20 protein-coding genes are annotated in these 19,912 nt (G+C 41.9%); 7 read left to right on the top strand and 13 right to left on the bottom strand.

The features are described 5' to 3' along the window. Nucleotides 1-15: 15 nt before the first annotated feature. The 12 genes from hisD to ACO6S0_RS07840 form a co-directional block, all read right to left on the bottom strand. Entirely contained in the window at nucleotides 16-1,305 is a 1,290-nt protein-coding gene (hisD, locus tag ACO6S0_RS07895; RefSeq protein ID WP_422351441.1) for a histidinol dehydrogenase, read from the bottom strand. After that, nucleotides 1,305-2,162, bottom strand: a complete 858-nt coding sequence (hisG, locus tag ACO6S0_RS07890) for an ATP phosphoribosyltransferase (protein ID WP_422351440.1) — start codon at nucleotides 2,160-2,162, stop codon at nucleotides 1,305-1,307. Before hisG ends, hisD begins: the two co-directional genes overlap by 1 nt. Before the next feature lie 199 nt (nucleotides 2,163-2,361). After that, a complete protein-coding gene (locus tag ACO6S0_RS07885) occupies nucleotides 2,362-3,177 on the bottom strand; it encodes a prohibitin family protein (protein ID WP_422351439.1) in 816 nt (271 codons plus the stop codon). 13 nt (nucleotides 3,178-3,190) lie between these two features. Next, a complete protein-coding gene (locus ACO6S0_RS07880) occupies nucleotides 3,191-5,224 on the bottom strand; it encodes a VWA domain-containing protein (RefSeq protein ID WP_422351438.1) in 2,034 nt (677 codons plus the stop codon). Between the two features lie 5 nt (nucleotides 5,225-5,229). Continuing rightward, the gene (gene fabG, locus ACO6S0_RS07875; RefSeq protein ID WP_422351437.1) at nucleotides 5,230-5,976 is read right to left on the bottom strand and encodes a 3-oxoacyl-[acyl-carrier-protein] reductase; all 747 of its coding nucleotides are present in this window, start codon (nucleotides 5,974-5,976) and stop codon (nucleotides 5,230-5,232) included. Nucleotides 5,977-6,087: 111 nt separating this feature from the next. Next, entirely contained in the window at nucleotides 6,088-6,960 is an 873-nt protein-coding gene (gene sucD, locus ACO6S0_RS07870) for a succinate--CoA ligase subunit alpha (protein WP_422351436.1), read from the bottom strand. A gap of 61 nt (nucleotides 6,961-7,021) precedes the next feature. After that, nucleotides 7,022-7,960 carry a UDP-3-O-(3-hydroxymyristoyl)glucosamine N-acyltransferase gene (locus tag ACO6S0_RS07865; RefSeq protein WP_422351435.1) on the bottom strand — a complete coding sequence of 313 codons (939 nt, stop codon included), beginning with the start codon at nucleotides 7,958-7,960 and terminating at the stop codon, nucleotides 7,022-7,024. Between the two features lie 6 nt (nucleotides 7,961-7,966). Continuing rightward, nucleotides 7,967-8,533: an elongation factor P gene (efp, locus tag ACO6S0_RS07860; protein WP_422351434.1), complete on the bottom strand. Its 567-nt coding sequence runs from the start codon at nucleotides 8,531-8,533 to the stop codon at nucleotides 7,967-7,969. 4 nt (nucleotides 8,534-8,537) lie between these two features. After that, the gene (lpxA, locus tag ACO6S0_RS07855; RefSeq protein ID WP_422351433.1) at nucleotides 8,538-9,323 is read right to left on the bottom strand and encodes an acyl-ACP--UDP-N-acetylglucosamine O-acyltransferase; all 786 of its coding nucleotides are present in this window, start codon (nucleotides 9,321-9,323) and stop codon (nucleotides 8,538-8,540) included. A gap of 1 nt (nucleotide 9,324) precedes the next feature. Continuing rightward, complete coding sequence (locus tag ACO6S0_RS07850) at nucleotides 9,325-10,731, bottom strand: bifunctional UDP-3-O-[3-hydroxymyristoyl] N-acetylglucosamine deacetylase/3-hydroxyacyl-ACP dehydratase (RefSeq protein ID WP_422351432.1); 1,407 nt, start codon at nucleotides 10,729-10,731, stop codon at nucleotides 9,325-9,327. Further along, nucleotides 10,718-11,749, bottom strand: coding sequence for a UDP-3-O-(3-hydroxymyristoyl)glucosamine N-acyltransferase (gene lpxD, locus ACO6S0_RS07845; protein WP_422351431.1), 1,032 nt, complete (start codon nucleotides 11,747-11,749; stop codon nucleotides 10,718-10,720). Before lpxD ends, ACO6S0_RS07850 begins: the two co-directional genes overlap by 14 nt. A gap of 23 nt (nucleotides 11,750-11,772) precedes the next feature. Further along, nucleotides 11,773-12,999: an HD domain-containing protein gene (locus ACO6S0_RS07840; RefSeq protein ID WP_422351430.1), complete on the bottom strand. Its 1,227-nt coding sequence runs from the start codon at nucleotides 12,997-12,999 to the stop codon at nucleotides 11,773-11,775. Nucleotides 13,000-13,035: 36 nt separating this feature from the next. Here ACO6S0_RS07840 and ACO6S0_RS07835 point away from each other — a divergent pair, with 36 nt between their 5' ends. The 6 genes from ACO6S0_RS07835 to ACO6S0_RS07810 all read left to right on the top strand — a co-directional run bounded on the left by ACO6S0_RS07835 (nucleotide 13,036) and on the right by ACO6S0_RS07810 (nucleotide 17,559). After that, entirely contained in the window at nucleotides 13,036-14,580 is a 1,545-nt protein-coding gene (locus ACO6S0_RS07835; RefSeq protein WP_422351429.1) for a PglZ domain-containing protein, read from the top strand. A gap of 6 nt (nucleotides 14,581-14,586) precedes the next feature. Then, nucleotides 14,587-15,003 carry a tRNA (adenosine(37)-N6)-threonylcarbamoyltransferase complex ATPase subunit type 1 TsaE gene (tsaE, locus tag ACO6S0_RS07830; RefSeq protein WP_422351428.1) on the top strand — a complete coding sequence of 139 codons (417 nt, stop codon included), beginning with the start codon at nucleotides 14,587-14,589 and terminating at the stop codon, nucleotides 15,001-15,003. A gap of 174 nt (nucleotides 15,004-15,177) precedes the next feature. Beyond that, a complete protein-coding gene (locus ACO6S0_RS07825; RefSeq protein WP_422351427.1) occupies nucleotides 15,178-15,312 on the top strand; it encodes a hypothetical protein in 135 nt (44 codons plus the stop codon). 66 nt (nucleotides 15,313-15,378) lie between these two features. Then, complete coding sequence (locus ACO6S0_RS07820; protein WP_422351426.1) at nucleotides 15,379-15,945, top strand: hypothetical protein; 567 nt, start codon at nucleotides 15,379-15,381, stop codon at nucleotides 15,943-15,945. Between the two features lie 42 nt (nucleotides 15,946-15,987). After that, the gene (locus tag ACO6S0_RS07815) at nucleotides 15,988-17,187 is read left to right on the top strand and encodes an alanine dehydrogenase (RefSeq protein ID WP_422351425.1); all 1,200 of its coding nucleotides are present in this window, start codon (nucleotides 15,988-15,990) and stop codon (nucleotides 17,185-17,187) included. Between the two features lie 6 nt (nucleotides 17,188-17,193). Beyond that, nucleotides 17,194-17,559, top strand: coding sequence for a DUF4258 domain-containing protein (locus ACO6S0_RS07810; RefSeq protein WP_422351424.1), 366 nt, complete (start codon nucleotides 17,194-17,196; stop codon nucleotides 17,557-17,559). A 6-nt stretch (nucleotides 17,560-17,565) separates the two neighbouring features. Here ACO6S0_RS07810 and ACO6S0_RS07805 read toward each other — a convergent pair whose 3' ends face one another. Then, a complete protein-coding gene (locus ACO6S0_RS07805) occupies nucleotides 17,566-18,738 on the bottom strand; it encodes a proline dehydrogenase family protein (RefSeq protein WP_422351423.1) in 1,173 nt (390 codons plus the stop codon). A 92-nt stretch (nucleotides 18,739-18,830) separates the two neighbouring features. Here ACO6S0_RS07805 and aroB point away from each other — a divergent pair, with 92 nt between their 5' ends. Beyond that, nucleotides 18,831-19,895 (top strand): 3-dehydroquinate synthase, encoded by a 1,065-nt coding sequence (gene aroB, locus ACO6S0_RS07800; protein WP_422351422.1) that lies wholly within the window; start codon nucleotides 18,831-18,833, stop codon nucleotides 19,893-19,895. Nucleotides 19,896-19,912: the final 17 nt, after the last annotated feature.

The following is a 19,912-nucleotide window of genomic DNA, read 5'->3' as shown; positions in this document are numbered from 1 at the left end:
GCGCTCGACCTGACATTAGATTTTCTTTAAACTACTCAGCCTAAGCGTTACTGCATTTTTGTGTGCCTGAAGCCCTTCCGCTTCTGCCATTAGTTCAATGGCGCCACCAATCCGTTGGATTCCCTCAGCTGAGATTTTTTGAAACGTCATACTCTTCATAAAACTATCCAAATTTACTCCGCTATACTGCTTGGCGTAGCCGTTGGTAGGCAGTGTGTGATTCGTGCCTGAAGCATAATCACCAGCACTTTCCGGGGTGTAATTTCCGATAAAAACGGAGCCGGCATTGGATACATTTTGAGTGTAAAACTCCTCCTTTTCCGTACAAACAATTAAATGCTCAGGGCCATATTCATCAATAAGTTCCAAGGCCTCGTCATCATTCTTCAACAAAATCAGTTTACTATTGGCGATTGATTTCTCAGCAATGTCTTTTCTTGGCAATGCTTGCAATTGTTCCTTGATTTCTGCGGCAACATCAGTCACGAGTTTTTCCGAAGTGGACACCAAAATTACTTGGCTATCCACACCATGTTCTGCCTGACTCAACAAATCAGACGCCACAAAAGCCGCATTTGCCGAATCATCGGCAACTACTAAAAGTTCACTGGGACCAGCAGGCATATCAATGGCCACACCAAATTTGGTGGCCAATTGCTTGGCCACGGTCACATACTGATTTCCAGGCCCAAATATTTTATAGACTTTGGGGATAGATGCTGTTCCGAAGGTCATTCCGGCAATGGCTTGGATACCCCCAACCTTGAAAATCTTGGTGACCCCACATAATTGGGCTGAATAGAGAATGGCAGGGTTTATTTTTCCTTCCTTATTGGGCGGAGTACATAGAACAATTTCGCTGCAACCTGCTAGTTGCGCCGGAACGGCCAACATCAATATGGTAGAGAAAAGCGGAGCAGTTCCCCCGGGAATGTAAAGCCCAACTTTTTGAATTGGCCTTTTTTCTTGCCAACACTGCACTCCCGGCACGGTTTCTAGCTTAACCTTTTCCGTTTTTTGGGCAGCATGAAATCTTTCAATATTGTTTTTGGCCAAGGAAATGGCATCTTGTAACTGTTTCGGAACTTCTTTTATGGCATTCTGGATTTCATCCTGGGATACAAAGAACGATTCCAATTCCACTTGGTCAAATTTTTTGGTGTAGGCGATAATAGCCTCATCTCCTTTTTCTTTGACTTCAGTAAAAATGGTATCCACCACAGTCTCAATGTCGTTCACGGACTGGGTTGGTCGTTCTAATATGGCCTTCCAACTTTCCTTGGCGGGATAATCAATACGTTCCATTAGATTACCATTTTTTCAATTGGGCAAACCAAAATTCCTTCCGCTCCAGCCAGTTTTAGCTCATCAATAACTTCCCAGAAAGTGTCCCTGTTGATTACCGTGTGTACCGAACTCCAACCTTCTTCCGCCAAGGGCAAAACCGTGGGGCTTCGCATCCCTGGTAAAATGGAAATGATCTCATCCAATTTCTCATTGGGGGCATTTAGCAGAACATATTTGTTCTGACGGGCCTGTAATACGGATTTAATCCGAAATTGAAGCCTTTCCAGTATCTCTTTCCGCTGTTCTGAAATCTCCGGTGAAACCGCAAGAACCGCTTCACTTTTCAATATAATTTCCACCTCTTTGAGGTTATTTTTGAACAGCGTGCTACCACTGGAAACAATATCGCAAATGCCATCAGCCAATCCAATATTGGGGGCAATTTCCACAGAACCATTAATGATGTGCAAATCAGCGGACACCCCTTTGGATGCCAGGTATTTTTTGACCGTGTTTGGATAGGAAGTAGCAATACGTTTTCCTTCAAAATCCTTTACCGTATTATACTCCATCCGTTTGGGAACTGCCAAGGACACCCTACATTTGGAAAAATTCAGTTTTTCCACCACTGTAATGTCCTCCCCTTTCTCTATCAGTACATTTTCCCCAATGATGGCAATGTCAACCACCCCATCCCTAAGATATTGGGGTATATCCCCATTGCGGAGGTAAAACACTTCCAAAGGGAAATTCCTGGCGGTAGCTTTAAGTTGGTCTTTGCCATTGTCAATGGCAATTCCGCAATCCTTTAAAATCTTGAGGGAATCGTCATTCAACCTTCCGCTCTTTTGTACTGCAATTCGAATCTTTGTCATTCTTGCTTTCATTTTGTTTGGAACCAAACAGGCTTAAAAACAAAACCCGTTTGATTTCTCAAACGGGTTAGAATATATTTTAAAAACAACAATACATCTCTATCTCGCTTGAGGGCAAGTATAAAAATGATGATGTGTGTTTCTGTTTCTCATTATGCGTTCAAAAGTAGTATATATTTTTTTATCAAAAAAGGATGATTTAGTTATTTCCCAAAATCAAAGGCAAACCATCACCACTAGATCCAACTACTACCACTTTAGAGTTTGGGGATTCTGACAGTTTCAGAGTTGCCTCAATTCCTTTGTCCTGCAGAATCTTGTCCGTAAGAGAAGCACTTAAAATCTTATTGGCATCTGCCTTACCTTGGGCCTCAATACGTTGACGCTCCGCTTCCTTCTGTGCGGTGACCAGCCTAAACTCGTATTCCAAGGATTCTTGTTCTTGTTTCAGTTTTCGTTCAATAGCCTCCTTAATGGTGGGTGGCAAAGTAACATCGCGAACCAAAATTTCATCCAAGACAATGTACTGATTATCCACAATCTTTTTGGTTTCCTCAAATATCTCTTGTTGGATAGCATCCCTTTTGCTGGAATATAACTGTTCTGGGGTATATCTACCCACTACACTACGGGCCGCAGACCTAATGGTTGGCAAGATGATCCGTTGCAGGTAATTTTCGCCAATCTCTTGGTGCAATTTTCCCAATTCGTTGTAGTTGGGCTGGTACCAAGCGGAGGCATCCAATTGAATATCCAAACCATTGGAGGACAGCACTTTCATTTTCTCGAAGATTTCTTGTCTTCGTACTTCATAGATATAAACTTTGTTCCAAGGCGCCACAAGGTGAAACCCTTCACCCAGAGGCGGTTTGTCCGTTACCACACCATCACCAAAGGTTTTGTACAATACGCCTGCCTCGCCGGAACCAATGGTCACGGCCGACTTGGATATCACAATGATGACAAAAATGATGACTGCAACAGCTGGCAGGGCAATCTTTGGTAATCTTTCCATTTCTAGTATGTATTTAAATTAATCCGTTGTATTTTCTGATGAACCATTCCAAAGCCAGTGTCATGGCCATGATGCCCAAAAGCACTTTAAAATCTATTAAAGATACGACATTTTGAGTGCTCTTTTGGACTGGTGTGTATCGTTGGGAATTGGAAAGTTCTTCGGTCAATTCATCCATTTGACCAGGCAGATAAGCCTTTCCATTATTATTTTCAGCCAAGCGTTGAAGCTTGTTGAAATTAGAAGAATAGGTTTGTTTTTCAGGGTTGAAATCCAAGATTTTGAAACTTCCTGACCTTTTGAGGTTTTCACTTTCCACGGTTATCGTAAAATTATATTCGCCCGCTTGAAGGTCACTTAGGTCCGTTTCGTAATACGAGCCTTTAAGCAATAACGGTGCTTCGCGGGAAAAATCATTTTCCTTGGATTGTATGCTGATTTTCAAACTTGCCGCAGCATCAAACGCATAGCTCTCATCATAGTAGGAAGCCCTAACCTTGGCCAGACTTGCATCATCAAAAACCCTGTCATAATCCAACTCCAACCTGTTTCTTCCACTGTTACTGGATAAATACACCATGAGCTTACTTATCAAAGCATCGAAATCCTCAAAATTTTGGTTGTTCCGATAGTTTTGTGCCCTCCATCTCCAGAGGTTTTCCCCAAACAAAATAGCTTCCCGTTGATTCCCTTCGGTAAGAATTGAAAATAAGGGAATATCCAAATCGACTCCGCGAATGCGTTGAAACAAAAGGGTCTCGGATTCTTTTTTGAGCTCTATATCCCCTAACTGCCCCTCCAATGGAGGGTATCCTTGTACGGAAAAATCGGCCAATCCAAATACGCCAAAGCCATTGTTCAATACCGGGATTATCTCTTCGGTTTGATTCAGCCGTTCCTTAAAAAAACTATTTTGGATTTGATTTAAAAAAGGCCAATCCGTTTTGGTTCCGGCAATGGTAAATTTGTTGGCTCCAAGTTGATCTATACGCTCGTAAACGTTTTTGAACCTTCGTGTGGGTTGATATAAAATAAAAAGTCCCACATCATCATATTTTTCAGCTTTATCAGTAGGTTTCAACAACACCACCGTTCGCTGTTCGTTGGTTTCAATTGACTTTTTAAGTGCACCTATATCTGGATGCAGTACCTCGGAAACAATGGCAATTTTGGTTTTTTCATCAATAACTTCAATGGCGGTTTCCCGCATATTATTGAAGGGGTTCCGCTCGTTTTGAAGGGATTCTAAACGTACTTGCAACGGCTTCACTCCTACGCTTTGTGCCTCAATCAAGGTATTGAGGGTTTGACTTCGTTTTGAGCTCGAAAATTGCATATTCTCCCGATGAACTATTTTCCCATCCATTAAAACGGAAACAGATTTGGCTACTTCCCTGTTTCCTCTGTATACCAACTGTGCTTCCAAAGGAAACTTGTTTTTCAAAAAAGCATAGGTATTGGTATTGATCAACCTAACGGACAAATCCTCGTACTGGGTTGTATCTCCAATTACCACAGGGTGAACCGTACTGTTGTTGTTTAAATTTAGGTACTCATAGTCCCTACCCAAAGTTTGATTGCCATCTGTAAATAACAGGATGGACTTGGGATGGTTCCCAAAAATTTCATTTACATCGGTAAGAGCCTTGTATATATCCGTGTTGTTCCGAGTAAACTGTACGGAGTCCAATGGATTTACCCCATTCCCAAAACCATATTTGTGAATCTCAAATCTTGTCTGCACCGCTTCATTATCGGTCCAGGCTTTCAAATGTTCCCGAATACCAACTTCATCTGTGTGTGTATCCATGGACAATGATTCATCCACCAACAACACCAGTTTGGTTTTTTCTACAAAATAATCGCGCTTAACAAATTGTGGGTTAATCAATAATAATAGGGCACAGAAAAGAGTCAAAAATCGCAAGGAGGCCAAAATAATTCTTTGGGTTCCTTTCCTGGGATTTTTATGGAAGTATTGATAAAATACAACGGTAAGCGCGACAATGGCCGCTAAGAGTATAAGTAGTACCGTTTGTATTTCCATTCAATTTAGGTTAGCATGCCCCCATCCACATTGAGTACTTGCCCTGTAACATAAGCTGATAAATCCGAAGCCAAAAACAAGCAAGCGTTGGCAACATCCTCTGGATTACCACCGCGTTTTAGTGGGATGGCATCTCTCCACTCCTGCACCATTTTATCATCCAACTTGTCCGTCATTTCGGTTTCAATAAAACCTGGAGCAATAGCATTGCAGCGGATATTTCTAGATCCAAGCTCCAAGGCAACGGATTTAGTGAAACCTATCATTCCTGCTTTTGAAGCGGCATAATTGGCCTGGCCCGCGTTACCTTTCACCCCAACAACACTACTCATGTTGATTATGGAGCCTTGGCGCTGCTTGAGCATTGTGCGTTGCACCGCTTTGGTCATATTGTAAACTGATTTCAAATTAATTTCAATCACCGTATCAAAATCTTCCTCACCCATGCGCATCAAAAGTTTGTCCCTGGTAATCCCTGCATTATTGATAAGCACATCAATTCCACCAAAATCTTCCAAGACCTTGGTTACCAATTCTTGGGACTCCTCAAAACTTGCTGCATTACTTTTATAGGCCTTGGCCTTTACACCCAATGCAGATAATTCCTTTTCCAATTCCAATGCGGGAGCTTCACTGGAGCTATATGTAAAAGCCACATTGGCACCAGCTTTACCAAATACCTCTGCTATTCCCTTACCTATTCCTCTACTTGCTCCGGTAATGATGACATTTTTGCCTTCCAATAGTTTCATAATATTCCAAGTTAGTTTGAATGGTTGATATTCAAATATAGTTTTTGTTTTAGGTTTTAGCGAAAAAAAATCCCGCTAGAAACGGGATTTACAATAGTTTTAACGGTTGGATTATCCAACTACTTCCTTGACCTTTACGCCAATTTCTGCAGGAGAATCCACAACGTGAATACCACATTCCCGCATTATTCTTTTCTTGGCTTGCGCAGTATCATCACTACCACCAACTATGGCTCCAGCATGCCCCATGGTTCTACCGGCAGGAGCAGTTTCACCTGCGATGAAACCAACTATGGGCTTTGAGCTTCCGCTTTCCTTATACCACTGGGCAGCATCAGCTTCCAGCTGACCACCAATCTCCCCAATCATCACTACACATTCTGTTTCAGGATCATTGATCAAAAGCTCAACAGCTTCCTTGGTTGTTGTCCCAATAATGGGGTCACCACCAATACCAATGGCCGTCGTAATACCCAATCCCTGACGCACCACCTGATCAGCAGCCTCATAGGTCAACGTACCGGATTTGGAAACAATTCCAACGTTTCCTTTTTTGAACACAAATCCAGGCATGATACCAACTTTGGCTTCATCAGGGGTAATAACTCCCGGGCAATTGGGCCCCACTAAAGTGCAATCCAAATCTTTGATATAATCATTGGCTTTTACCATATCCGCAACCGGAATTCCTTCCGTGATGGTAATAATCACCTTTATTCCAGCACTAGCCGCTTCCATAATTGCATCGGCAGCAAAGGCTGGCGGTACAAATATGATGCTTGTGTCCGCGCCCACTTTGGTCACCGCATCTTCCACGGTATTAAAAACAGGCTTGCCCAAATGTTCCTGACCACCTTTTCCTGGGGTAACCCCTCCCACTACATTGGTTCCATACTCAATCATCTGACCTGCATGGAAAGTTCCTTCACTTCCCGTGAAGCCTTGGACTATAATTTTTGAATCTTTATTTACTAGGACACTCATATTTCGTATTTGTTAGCCTCGACAAAAGTATATCATTGACGCTAAAAGTTAAAGTATTTTATCAGCTATTTCCCGTTATCTTTTTTAGCAGTGATGGAAGGTTTTTTAAGGTGTTGATTTCCCTCATTTTTGTACGGGCTTCTTCGGCAGGGCTGCCAAAATATGCCTTTCCACCTTCCAAACTTTTGGCCACTCCGGATTGCGCATAGACCACGGCCCCTTTTCCAATGGTAATGGCACTGATAACACCTACCTGTCCCCAAAGAACAACTTCATCCTCTATCACCACACAACCGGCTATTCCCGTATGCGAAGCAATTTGACACTTTCTACCTATTACGGTATCATGCCCTATTTGAATTTGATTGTCCAACTTGGCCCATTCCTTAATGGTGGTATCCCCGGTCACTCCCCTGTCAATAGTACAAGAAGCACCAATATCCACATTATCTTCCACCACTACCCTGCCACTAGATAACAATCGCTCAAATCCTTCTTCCCTTTTCTTATAGTAGAAAGCATCTGAACCCAAAACCGAACCACTGTGGATGATTACATTATCACCAATAAGGCAATTATCATAGATGGAAACATTGGCATGTATCAAACAATTTTTACCAATTTTTACATGGTTCCCTATAAATACGTTGGGTTGGATTACGGTGCCTTCTCCTATTTCGGCAGAATCAGCTATGGCAGAACGTGCGCTCTTAAAAGGTGAAAAGTGCTGGGTAAGCTTATTAAAATCGCTGAACGGGTTATCCGAAATTAAAAGGGCTTTGCCTTCCGGGCATTCCACCTCCTTATTGATCAAGACCACTGACGCCTTGCAGGCCAGTGCCTTGTCATAATATTTGGGATGATCCACAAACACAATGTCACCTTCCTCCACTACGTGAATTTCATTCATGCCCAAAACTGGAAAGTCTTCACTTCCCATAAATTTGGCATCAATTAATTCTGATATTTCCTTTAGGCTATAGGTTCTAGGAAATTTCATTCCGTATTACTCTTTTACCCGCTCTTGGTAGTTGCCTTTCTCTGTATCCACCTTTATTTTATCCCCTTCGTTGATGAACAGGGGAACATTGATACGTGCTCCGGTTTCAACAGTGGCCGGTTTGGTGGCGTTTGTGGCGGTATTACCTTTTACTCCTGGTTCCGTATGGGTCACTTCCAAAATAACACTGGCGGGCATTTCCACTGAAAGTGGCATACTGTCCTCCGTGTTGAACAAAATGGTCACCACTTCACCTTCTTTCAACAAATCTGGCGCATCCAGGGAACTTTTCTCCAATGAAATCTGGTTGTAATCATCCGTATTCATAAAATGAAAAGTATCTCCTTCCGCATAAAGGTATTGGTACGAACGGGTTTCCACTCGTACATCATCAATCTTATGCCCTGCAGAAAAAGTGTTGTCAATCACCTTACCTGTGGTTACACTTTTGAGTTTTGTTCTCACAAAAGCGGGCCCCTTTCCAGGTTTTACATGAAGAAACTCCACAATCTTATAGATATCATGATTGTATTTGATGCACAGTCCTTTTCGTATATCGGATGTATTTGCCATAATCTTAATTTGAACTAAAGTATCCTTTCATAATTCCTCGCTGGGAATCTCTTATAAATTGAAGTATTTCGTCCCGCTCTGGGGTAGCTTCCATCTCAGCTTCTATAATTGAAGCGGCTTGGGTGTTGTTGTAATTTTTTTGATATAGAATCCTATATACATTCTGGATTTCCCGGATCTTATCCGATGTAAATCCACGTCTACGCAGCCCAATTGAATTTATTCCTACATAAGACAGGGGCTCTCTTGCCGCTTTCACGTAGGGTGGAACGTCTTTTCTAACCAAGGAACCTCCAGTTACAAAGGCGTGATTTCCTATGGAAACAAATTGATGTACGGCCACCATTCCCGCCAAAACCACATTGGTGCCTATGGTCACATGACCCGCCAAAGTGGAATTGTTGCTAAAAATGCAGTTGTCGCCAATAAAGCAATCATGGGCGATATGACAATATGCCATGATCAGGCAATTGTTACCAATGACCGTTTTCATTCGGTCCGCAGTACCTTTATTAATGGTAGCGCATTCCCTAATGGTTGTGTTATCGCCAATATGGACAGTCGTTTCCTCGCCTTGATATTTTAAATCCTGGGGGGTAGCTGAGATAACAGCGCCGGGAAATATATTGCAGTTCTTTCCAATTCGGGCACCCTCCATGATGGTCACGTTGGAACCGATCCACGTTCCTTCGCCAATAGTAACGTTGTTATGAATGGTGGTGAAGGGTTCAATTACCACATTCTTGGCAATTTTTGCCCCTGGGTGGACGTAAGCCAGCGGTTGATTCATATTATTCTCCCTTTACTTTAGTGATTTGAGCCATGATTTCAGCTTCGGAAACCAATCTTCCGTTGGCGTAAGCCCTACCTACCATCTGACAGATACCTCTTCGGATTGGAGACAAAAGGTCCAACTTAAAAATAAGGGTATCCCCTGGCACTACTTGATGTTTGTATCGAACGTTATCGATTTTCAAGAGATAAGTAAGATAATTTTCTGGATCAGGTACGGTACTCAACACCAAAATACCCCCTGTTTGGGCCATGGCCTCAATCTGTAAAACTCCTGGCATTACAGGTGCTCCTGGAAAGTGCCCCACAAAAAAGGGCTCGTTCATGGTAACGTTCTTTAGCCCAATCACATGTTCCTCAGATAATTCCAAAATCTTGTCGACCAGTAAAAAAGGAGGCCTGTGTGGAAGCATATCCATTATCTGGTTCACATCCTTGACAGGTGGAGCATTCAAATCGACATCCGGAACATAGTTACGGCGTTCCTGTTTAATTATTTTCTGAAGTTTTTTGGCAAACTGGGTATTTACAAAATGACCTGGTTTGTTTGCAATGACCTTCCCCCTAATTCGGGTTCCGGCCAAAGCCAAATCCCCAACAACGTCCAACAGTTTATGCCTTGCCGCTTCGTTTGGATGGTGTAGGGTTAAATTATCCAGTATTCCGTTGGGTTTAACCGATAGCTTTTCCTTTTTGAAGGCCTTTTCCAGTTTTTTCATGGTGGATTCAGAAATCTCTTTATCCACATAGACAATGGCGTTGTTCAAATCTCCGCCTTTGATCAAACCATGCTCCAAGAGCATTTCCAGTTCATGAAGAAAACTAAAGGTACGGGCATCTGCAATTTCTTCCTTAAAATCGCAAATGTGCTGCAAGGTGGCATTTTGGGTTCCCAATACTTTGGTGCCAAAGTCCACCATGGTCGTAATTTTATATTCCTCAGCCGGAATCACTGTAATCTCGCTTCCAGTGGCCTCGTCTTTATAGGAGATGACATCTTTTACAATGTACTCCTCACGATTTTGCTCCTGCTCAACAATCCCAGCTTCTTCCAAAGCTTCAACAAAGAACTTGGAAGAACCATCCATGATTGGGGGTTCCGGTGCATCCAGTTCTATGAGGACATTGTCAATGTCCAAACCAACCAAGGCGGCAAGCACATGTTCAGAGGTTTGGATTTTGACTCCGTTTTTTTCCAAGTTGGTACCTCTTTGGGTGTTTACCACATAGTTGGCATCGGCCTCAATGATAGGCTCGCCCTCCAGGTCAACACGCTTAAAGGCAAATCCATGGTTTTCCTTGGCGGGAACGAAGGTCATCGTGACATCCTCCCCGGTATGCAAGCCTACACCTTTTAGGGTAACCTTGTCTTTTATAGTGCGCTGCTTTACGCTAGTCTTGCTCACTGTCAATTCTTTTTTCTAAGTTGGAGATTTGATTTACCAGTTTTGGTAAATTCTTAAAGTGTACATAAGATTTATTGTAATCGCCATAATTCAAGGCAGGGGATCCTTGTAGAACCTCGTCATCCTTTACGTTGCGCCCAATCCCGGACTGTGCTTGAATTTTTACACGATCACCTATGGTGATATGGCCCACAATTCCCACCTGCCCTCCAATGAGGCAGTTCTTTCCAATTTTGGTGGAACCGGCAACGCCCGTTTGGGCAGCAATTGCAGTATTCTCACCAATTTCAACATTGTGCGCTATTTGTATTTGATTATCCAGTTTTACTCCTTTCCGAAGTATGGTTGAACCCAAAGTGGCTCGATCTATCGTGGTTCCAGCACCCACATCCACGTTGTCTTCCAAAACAACGTTTCCGGTCTGGGGAACCTTGCTATATTCGCCATTGGAGTTAGGTGTAAACCCAAACCCATCGGCACCTATAATGGCTCCACTGTGAATTACACAATTGTTTCCGATAATGGACTCTGAATATATCTTGGCCCCAGCAAAAACAAATACGTTGTCTCCCATGGTAACATTGTCGCCAATGTATACATTGGGATATATTTTTACATCATCTCCAATGTTCACGTTGTTGCCCAAATAGGAAAAGGCCCCTAAGTAAAAACCTTCCCCATACGAAGCTGATTCTGAAATAAAACAGGGATTTTCAATCCCTACCTTATTGTTCTTTACCTGATTATAGTATTCCAACAGCTTCGAAAAAGATTTATAGGCATCATCCACCTTGATCAAGGTGGTGGACAAATCCTGTTCAGGAATAAAATCCTTGTTTACAATAGTTATGGAAGCTTTGGTAGAGTATATATAAGAGGTGTACTTTGGATTGGCCAAGAAGGTCAAAGAACCCTTTTCCCCCTCTTCTATTTTGGATAATTTGTGGACAGCAATTTGAGGATTGCCCTCAACTTCTCCCTCTAAAATTCCGGCAATTTGGGTGGCTGTAAATTTCATTTCTGCAAAAGTAACAAAATTTGTTAAACGGCTTGTTTGGGATAGCAGCAGTAATATTTGGTCACTGTCTTGGACAGGGCCTTTAAGCTAAGTTGGTCAGATTCCTTTAATACATCGGTAACCTTACCGTTCTTCTTTAAGATACTAATGGCTTGGTGATTCCCACTATATGCTTTGTTTGATATCTCACCTGTGAACACAAAACAGGAAGCATCGGATGTTGATAAACCCAACTCAGTTTGTATCTGTTCCAATTTATCTTCCATCTTCTCCAAAGCAATGGGTCGGTTCTTGATTTTCACATGCAACAGGTTTCTATTCAATACCATTTGGCAAAGTTTGGACAGCACAACATCGGAATGCTGTTGCCACGATTTTATGGCCGATAGCACATCTACATCATCCAGCTGGGCAAACAGGTCTAAGGTGGAAGCTGGAATTGACTTTCCCGATATGCCTTTTAAGAAAAATAGAAAAGCTTTGCTTCCCTCCAAGGCATTGCCTTCGTTGACCAACTTCCTGGCCCGTTGCATGATCCGAATCAGCATCTGTTCCGCACAAAGTCCTGTTTTATGCAGGTACACCTGCCAATACATGAATCTTCGGGCCATAAGGAACTTCTCCACCGCGTAGATTCCCTTTTCTTCAACCACTAAATGCCCATCCACCACATTCAACATGGAGATTAACCGCTCGGAATTGATGTTACCTTCGGTAACCCCGGAATAGAAACTGTCACGTTTCAAATAATCCAAACGATCCATATCCAATTGACTGGACACCAACTGATTCAAAAATGGCCTGGAATATTCTCCTCTAAATATAGAGATGCCCATATCCAATTGCCCCTCAAATTCCTTGTTCAGAGCAGTCATGAATTCCAAGGACAGTTGTTCATGATGGAAGCCGGGAACCACAAAACCTTCCAAAGCATGCGAAAAAGGGCCATGTCCTATATCATGCAGCAAAATAGCGCAGAGCAAACCGGTTTCCTCTTCCTCACTGATTTCAATATTTTTCCAACGCAAGGTCTGGATGGCCTTGGTCATCAAATGCATACTCCCCAAAGCGTGGTGAAATCGGGTATGGTGCGCACCAGGATAAACCAGATAGGACATTCCCATTTGGGAAATTCTACGCAATCGTTGAAAATATGGGTGGGCGATCAGCTTAAAAATTAGTTCATTGGGAGTTCCAATAAAACCGTAAATTGGATCGTTAAATACTTTGAGCTTATTGGTCTGTGCCAAGGGCTTTGTGTTTAATTCCGCAAAGATAACCACTATATGAACAAGATCACAATTCTGTGGGTCGATGATGAAATTGACCTATTAAAGCCCCATATCCTTTTTCTTGAAAACAAAGGTTATAAAGTAGTGACCAGCCAAAGCGGACAAGACGCGCTGGAAGAGATACGAAATACCTTTTTTGACATTGTTTTTCTGGACGAGAACATGCCGGGCATCTCTGGTTTGGAAACCCTGAACGAAATAAAAAAGTATGACGCCTCCATCCCTGTGGTCATGATTACCAAGAGTGAGGAGGAATATATTATGGACGAGGCTATTGGGTCCAAAATTGCGGATTATTTAATCAAGCCTGTTAATCCCAATCAAATTTTACTTTCTCTTAAAAAGAGCTTGGACAACTCCCGATTGGTTTCTGAAAAGACCACAGCAAATTACCAACAAGAATTTCGGAAAATTGCCATGGACTTGTCCATGGTGAACAGCTATGACGAATGGGTAGAGCTCTACAAAAAGCTTATCTACTGGGAGCTTCAGTTAGAGGAAATTGAAGACTCTGGAATGTTTGAAATTTTGGAATCGCAGAAGGTGGAGGCCAATGCCCAGTTCAGTAAGTTTGTGGATAAAAACTACCAGGATTGGTTTAAGGATGGAGATGGCCCAACCATGTCGCACACCCTGTTCCGAAAAAAAATTCAACCTGAGATTGAAAATCAGAAAACCTTATTGGTTGTTATTGACAACCTCAGATACGACCAGTGGTTGGCCTTTGAGGAAACCTTGGCTGTTCACTATAAGAAAAAGCAGGAGAGTTCCTATTACAGTATCCTGCCCACTGCCACACAATATGCCAGAAACGCCATCTTTTCGGGCTTGATGCCCTTAGATATGGAAAAGCGACATCCAGATTGGTGGAAAAACGATACGGATGAAGGAGGCAAAAATTTGTTTGAAGCCGAATTTTTGGGCGCCCAACTTAAAAGGCTCGGCATGGATATTAAATGGGAGTACCATAAAATCAGCAACCTGAGACAAGGGAAGCAGTTGGCACAGAATTTTAAATCCCAAAAGGATAATGACCTTACTGTAGTGGTTTACAATTTTGTGGACATGCTCTCCCATTCCAAAACAGAAATGGAGGTGATTAAGGAGCTAGCTGCCAACGACAAGGCCTACCGCTCATTGACCTTGAGTTGGTTCAAAAACTCGCCCTTGTTGGAAATTGTGCAACAAGCCCAATCTCTTGGCATGAAGTTAATCCTGACCACCGATCACGGAACCATTAATGTAAAACAACCTTCCAAAGTTATTGGGGACAAAGCCACCAGCCTAAACCTGAGGTATAAAACAGGTAGAAGTCTTACCTATAATAATAAGGAAGTATTGGCTTCAAGAAATCCACAAGACATTCATCTTCCCAATATAAACTTGAGCAGCTGTTTCATTTTTGCCAAAAACGATATGTTCTTTGCATATCCCAATAACTACAACCATTATGTAAGCTATTATCGAAACACCTATCAACATGGCGGAGTTTCATTGGAGGAAATGATCGTTCCTTTTGTAGTTTTGGATCCAAAATAACGCAGTTTGAAACGTACCTTTCAATTATCGGAAATTGATGAAGTGGCCCAAACCATTTTGGACACGGTTCCACATAAGACACTTCTTTTTTATGGTGAAATGGGAGCGGGTAAAACGACATTGATCAGAGCCTTGGTCAAAAATTTGGGTGGGGTTGATGAGGCCAATAGCCCAACTTTTGGTTTTGTAAACGAATATCATGATCAGCAGGATCAACTATTGGGATACCATTTTGATTTTTATCGAATTGAAAATGAAGCCGAGGCTTTGGACCTGGGGCTGGAAGACTACCTGTCCCCAGAAACTTGGCTCTTTATGGAATGGCCAGAGAAGGTAAGCTCTTTGTTGCCTACCCAAACTGTATCCATTTACTTACACTTTATCGATGAAAACACCCGTTCAATCGAGTTTAGTCCAGAGTAAAAATTAATTCATCTACCTTATTTGAACATTTCGATTAACGGTATCGAATTCGGTAAAAAGTTCCCTTTTTTGGATTAAATGCAATTTTTATCGATGAAATGCATTGTAGGTAAGTAATTTTTCCTACATTTGTTATTGAAATGAATTCATTTATTAACCAAAAACTCTTTTACGATGAACACTAAAAGATTATTTTTTGGATTGCTGGCTGTTGCTTTTCTTGCTATGACTGCTGTTTCTACCAACGTTATTGACGTTGATCAAGACCAGACGGTTAATGTAGATAAGAAAAAGATAGGCAAGCAATAAGAAGTATCCTAAAGATCATTTCTTTGAAACCCCTCTTGTTTTGAGGGGTTTTTTTATACAATAAAAATGGGCATCCACAGTTATATGTGTATGCGCGGTGAAAAGAAAGTACGAAAGCGGCTTATTATTGAGGGGATTATTACGCTGGTCATAGCCTTATCGCCTGTAATGTTTTACTCTTATAAGTACATGCCCAATGATACTGAATCGTTGGATTTTTGGTTGTTTGAAGTAACATCCAATGGATTTGCGGATGCTAGAACCGCAGTTTGGTTTTACTTGCTAAAGATTATTCCGCTTGTTTTATTGATAACATGGTTTGTCACTAACAAACAATGGTGGTATCATGCCATTCTTATTCCAATTTCCATGTACAGCTTCCAGCTATATAGTGTGATTACGAACAATTCAAAGCAAGTTGATGAAAATGAGATCTTTTATGTAATAGCAGTTACTATGGTAGTAGTTCCAGTAGTGTATTTCATAAGGGTTAAATTGATAGACAAACATGTTCACGGTATTGATTTGGATGCCATGGACACCGAACTTCAAATCTTGAAAGAGAAAGAGGAGTTGCGAAAGGAACGTGAGAAACTGGAACAGCGGCAGCACACCCTTTCAAAAAAAATGTAAATTTGTTTTAAACCCGTTGCGGTTCTTTCAGATTTGCATTGTATGGACCAACCTTCCTCCCCTTTTAGTAAACAACAACTGTTACCCCAGGAAGAAACCCTAGAGATTCTCAAAAAAAAAGGCGAACTCTTTATTGGCATTCCCAAGGAAAACCAATATCAGGAAAAACGTATTTGCCTTACGCCAGATGCGGTCAATGCCATTACTGCGCATGGACACCGGGTACTTATTGAATCCGGAGCAGGTGAAGGTGCCAGCTTTACAGATGCAGATTATACAGAAGCTGGAGCCGAAATTAGCAGGGACACCAAAAAGGTTTTTTCCTGTCCCATTATTCTAAAAGTGGAACCCCCTACCCTTTCGGAAATTGATTTGATCAATCCGCAGACCATTGTCATTTCTGCCTTACAAATCAAGACACAGTCCAAGGAGTATTTTGAAACCTTGGCCAAGAAACGATTAACAGCTATTGCTTTTGAATACATCCGGGATGAGGACGGGAAGTACCCAGCTGTTAGATCACTTAGTGAGATTGCGGGCATCTCCTCTATCCTTATAGCATCCGAGTTAATGGCCACCACCAACAAAGGCAATGGACTCATGTTTGGAAATATTAGTGGTGTACCACCCGTGGAAGTGGTCATTATTGGAGCTGGAACAGTGGGTGAATTTGCGGCACGGTCGGCCTTGGGCCTAGGCGCCAACATCAAGGTTTTTGACAATTCCATCACCAAACTAAGAAACATACAGACCAATCTTAATCAAACGGTTTATACCTCTACCATCCAACCCAAGAATTTATTAAAGGCATTAAAGCGTTGTGATGTGGCCATCGGAGCAGCCAGGGGGAAGGATCGTTCCCCTATTGTAGTTTCTAGTTCCATGGTAGAGAACATGAAAAAAGGAGCTGTGATTATCGATGTTAGCATTGATATGGGCGGCTGTTTTGAAACCTCCGAAGTGACAAGCCATGACAAACCCACCATAGAAAAGTTTGACGTAACCCATTATGGGGTTCCCAATATCCCGTCCCGTTACCCAAGAACCTCAAGTATTTCCATAAGTAATATCTTTACGCCCTATTTACTGAAAATTGGTGAAGATGGAGGTTTGGAACACTCGTTACGTTTTGACAAAGGTCTACGAAATGGACTGTACATGTACCATGGTATCCTAACCAACAAGTCTGTGGGAGACTGGTTTGGGCTCACCTATAATGATATTAATTTTCTAATTTTTTAATACGGAATGGCATTTTTAAGGCGCTTGGGATGGTATCTGGTAGGACTGTCCATAGGGATTGTATTTCTTGTTTTCTTTCTCAAGAAAAAATCTGGGGAGAATGGGATTGATTTCTGCTATTTCCCCAACTGTAGGGTACTCAAGGACATGCGCTCCAAGCCATTGTCTTTTGGTGAACAAGTCCCAATCCAATACCAGGACACACTCTTGATACAATCCTTTTTACAAGATGGGGATATCGATTTTGGGAACAGCGATACCAAATCCGAACCCTGTAAAACCTACAAAGTATTGCTTTCTGATGGCAATCAACAGAAAGAAATGGTGGCCAAAAATTGTCCAGATGGACTTATTATCGAGAGAATTCAATAGGTGCTATCACAAATCCAACTTCCTACGCTTCTTTTCTTTTTGTAATAGAGCCAATTCCCGGGTGGTCTGCCCTGCCACCGAAGTATTCTCCTCTGCCCTTCGGATCAAATAAGGCATTACATCTTTCACGGGACCATAGGGCACATATTTGGCCACATTGTAGCCTGCTTCCGATAGGTTGAATGAGATATGATCGCTCATCCCATATAATTGTCCAAACCAAACATTGGAATTGTTTTTTTCAAGGCCTTTTTGCTCCATTTGTTCCAGGAGTTTTAAGGAACTTGATTCATTATGGGTGCCCGCAAAAATGGAAATGGTATCCAAATTATTCATGATAAAGGAAACAGCACAATCAAAGTTTTCATCCGTGGCTTTTTTGGATACGCAAATGGGGCTTTTATAACCCAACTCCTTGGCCCGGTCATTTTCTTTTTCCATATACGCTCCACGCACAACCTTCAATCCAATTTTGAATCCTTCCTCTTCTGCCAATTGGTTCAATTGCTCCAAATAGTCCATTCGATCCCACCGATACATCTGCAACGTATTAAAAACAACCGCCTTTTCCTTGTTGTACTTCCGCATCATGTCCAGTGCCATGTCATCCGCAGCTTGTTGCATCCAGCTCTCTTCGGCATCAATCAATAACTTAACGTCCAAATCGTACGCTTTTTTGCACACCTGTTCATAGCGATCCAATAATCTTTCCCAAGCCTCGGTTTCCTTTTGCTCCAATTTAATTCCAGCGCTCATTTTTTCATACAACTCAAATTTCCCAAATCCTGTGGGTTTAAAAACGGCAAATGGAATGGCTTCTTTTTCTTTCACAAAGTCCAATACTTCCAATGTCTTTTGAAGCGCAAAATTGAATTGATCTTCAACCTCCTTGCCTTCCACAGAATAGTCCAAAATGGAACTTACTCCATTGGCAAACATTTTATCAATTATGGGGAGGCAATCTTCTTCGTTGACCCCACCACAGAAATGGTCAAATACCGTGGCACGTATCAACCCTTCTATGGGCAAATGCGCTTTTATCGCAAAATTGGTGACCGCAGTTCCAATTTTTACCAAGGGCTCGTTCGCAATAAGTTTAAAAAGGAAATATGCACGTTCCAATTCGGAGTCGGTTTTCATTTGGAACGCTATTGCAGTATTCTCAAAATCTGGCTGCATTGTTGTGAATTTATTAAAGATTCAAATATAAGTCGCCATATTGGATCATTATCTATAAAAATAATCTTTATTTAGCGGTGCAATTACAATTTATGGATTCCATTAAATCTCACGCTTACGAGGTATATCTGGAAGAGTTGGCGGAAGCCTCTCTGAGACAACATGTTGCTAAAAGCAACTACTCAAAAATCTTTGTTTTGGTGGATGAAAACACCAAAAAATATTGTCTTCCCCTACTTCAGGAGAAAATGAGAGGTGAGGTTCCTGTGGATGGTATTTTTGAAATTGAATCCGGAGAGGAAAACAAACACATCCAGACCTGCATGTTGGTATGGGAATGGTTATCGGACCAAGGTGCTGACCGAAAAAGTCTATTGATCAATCTTGGGGGAGGTGTCCTCACCGATCTAGGTGGGTTTGTGGCTTCCACTTTTAAACGGGGAATCCATTTTATAAACATCCCCACTACCCTATTGTCCATGGTCGATGCTTCGGTGGGAGGTAAAACCGGAGTGGACTTGGGAGTTCTTAAAAATCAAATTGGGGTCATAAACCAACCGCAAATGGTTCTTGTCATTCCTGAATTTCTCCATACGCTTGATCAGAGACAACGGACCAGTGGATTTGCTGAAATGCTCAAACATGGCTTGATCAAAGATGAAACCTATTGGAAATCGCTTAGGGAAACCAATGACTATGGCAATGCGGCCACCATTCAAAAATCAATCAGCATAAAAAACGAGGTGGTCACAGAGGACCCAACGGAACAGAACATTAGGAAAATCCTGAATTTTGGACACACCTTGGGGCATGCCATAGAATCCTACTTTCTGGAAAATCCAAACAAAAAGAGTTTGTTGCACGGGGAAGCCATTGCGGTGGGAATGATTTTGGAGGGCTACCTATCCCATAAATTAAAGGGGCTTTCGGCATTATCACTTCAAGAAATCAAGGAAACTTTTCTGAAACATTTTGAGAAGGTGGAATTTGAACCAGAGGACATAACGGCTATTGTGGAGCTTTTAAAATACGACAAGAAAAACTCGCATGGTGATATCAACTTTGTGTTGCTCCAAAGTATTGGAAAAGCTGTGACGGACATCAAGGTTCCAGAAAATTTATTTGCAGAATCCTTTGCTTACTACAAAGAATCTTAGATACATATACTAAAAAT

Source organism: Flagellimonas sp., assembly GCF_965233845.1.
Lineage (GTDB): Bacteria > Bacteroidota > Bacteroidia > Flavobacteriales > Flavobacteriaceae > Flagellimonas.
The sequence above is the reverse complement of the archived record's forward strand: the minus strand, read 5'-3'. Positions and strand labels throughout refer to the sequence as shown.

Bases quoted from the DNA above. Each gene is read 5' to 3' on its own strand.
- ACO6S0_RS07820 (WP_422351426.1), top strand. From the start codon at position 15,379: ATGGGCATCCACAGTTATATGTGTATGCGCGGTGAAAAGAAAGTACGA.
- aroB (WP_422351422.1), top strand. From the start codon at position 18,831: ATGGATTCCATTAAATCTCACGCTTACGAGGTATATCTGGAAGAGTTG.
- hisD (WP_422351441.1), bottom strand. From the start codon at position 1,305: ATGGAACGTATTGATTATCCCGCCAAGGAAAGTTGGAAGGCCATATTA.
- ACO6S0_RS07835 (WP_422351429.1), top strand. From the start codon at position 13,036: ATGAACAAGATCACAATTCTGTGGGTCGATGATGAAATTGACCTATTA.
- ACO6S0_RS07810 (WP_422351424.1), top strand. From the start codon at position 17,194: ATGGCATTTTTAAGGCGCTTGGGATGGTATCTGGTAGGACTGTCCATA.
- fabG (WP_422351437.1), bottom strand. From the start codon at position 5,976: ATGAAACTATTGGAAGGCAAAAATGTCATCATTACCGGAGCAAGTAGA.
- ACO6S0_RS07885 (WP_422351439.1), bottom strand. From the start codon at position 3,177: ATGGAAAGATTACCAAAGATTGCCCTGCCAGCTGTTGCAGTCATCATT.
- sucD (WP_422351436.1), bottom strand. From the start codon at position 6,960: ATGAGTGTCCTAGTAAATAAAGATTCAAAAATTATAGTCCAAGGCTTC.
- efp (WP_422351434.1), bottom strand. From the start codon at position 8,533: ATGGCAAATACATCCGATATACGAAAAGGACTGTGCATCAAATACAAT.
- ACO6S0_RS07880 (WP_422351438.1), bottom strand. From the start codon at position 5,224: ATGGAAATACAAACGGTACTACTTATACTCTTAGCGGCCATTGTCGCG.
- ACO6S0_RS07865 (WP_422351435.1), bottom strand. From the start codon at position 7,960: ATGAAATTTCCTAGAACCTATAGCCTAAAGGAAATATCAGAATTAATT.
- ACO6S0_RS07805 (WP_422351423.1), bottom strand. From the start codon at position 18,738: ATGCAGCCAGATTTTGAGAATACTGCAATAGCGTTCCAAATGAAAACC.
- lpxA (WP_422351433.1), bottom strand. From the start codon at position 9,323: ATGAATCAACCGCTGGCTTACGTCCACCCAGGGGCAAAAATTGCCAAG.
- hisG (WP_422351440.1), bottom strand. From the start codon at position 2,162: ATGACAAAGATTCGAATTGCAGTACAAAAGAGCGGAAGGTTGAATGAC.
- ACO6S0_RS07815 (WP_422351425.1), top strand. From the start codon at position 15,988: ATGGACCAACCTTCCTCCCCTTTTAGTAAACAACAACTGTTACCCCAG.
- lpxD (WP_422351431.1), bottom strand. From the start codon at position 11,749: ATGAAATTTACAGCCACCCAAATTGCCGGAATTTTAGAGGGAGAAGTT.
- ACO6S0_RS07825 (WP_422351427.1), top strand. From the start codon at position 15,178: ATGAACACTAAAAGATTATTTTTTGGATTGCTGGCTGTTGCTTTTCTT.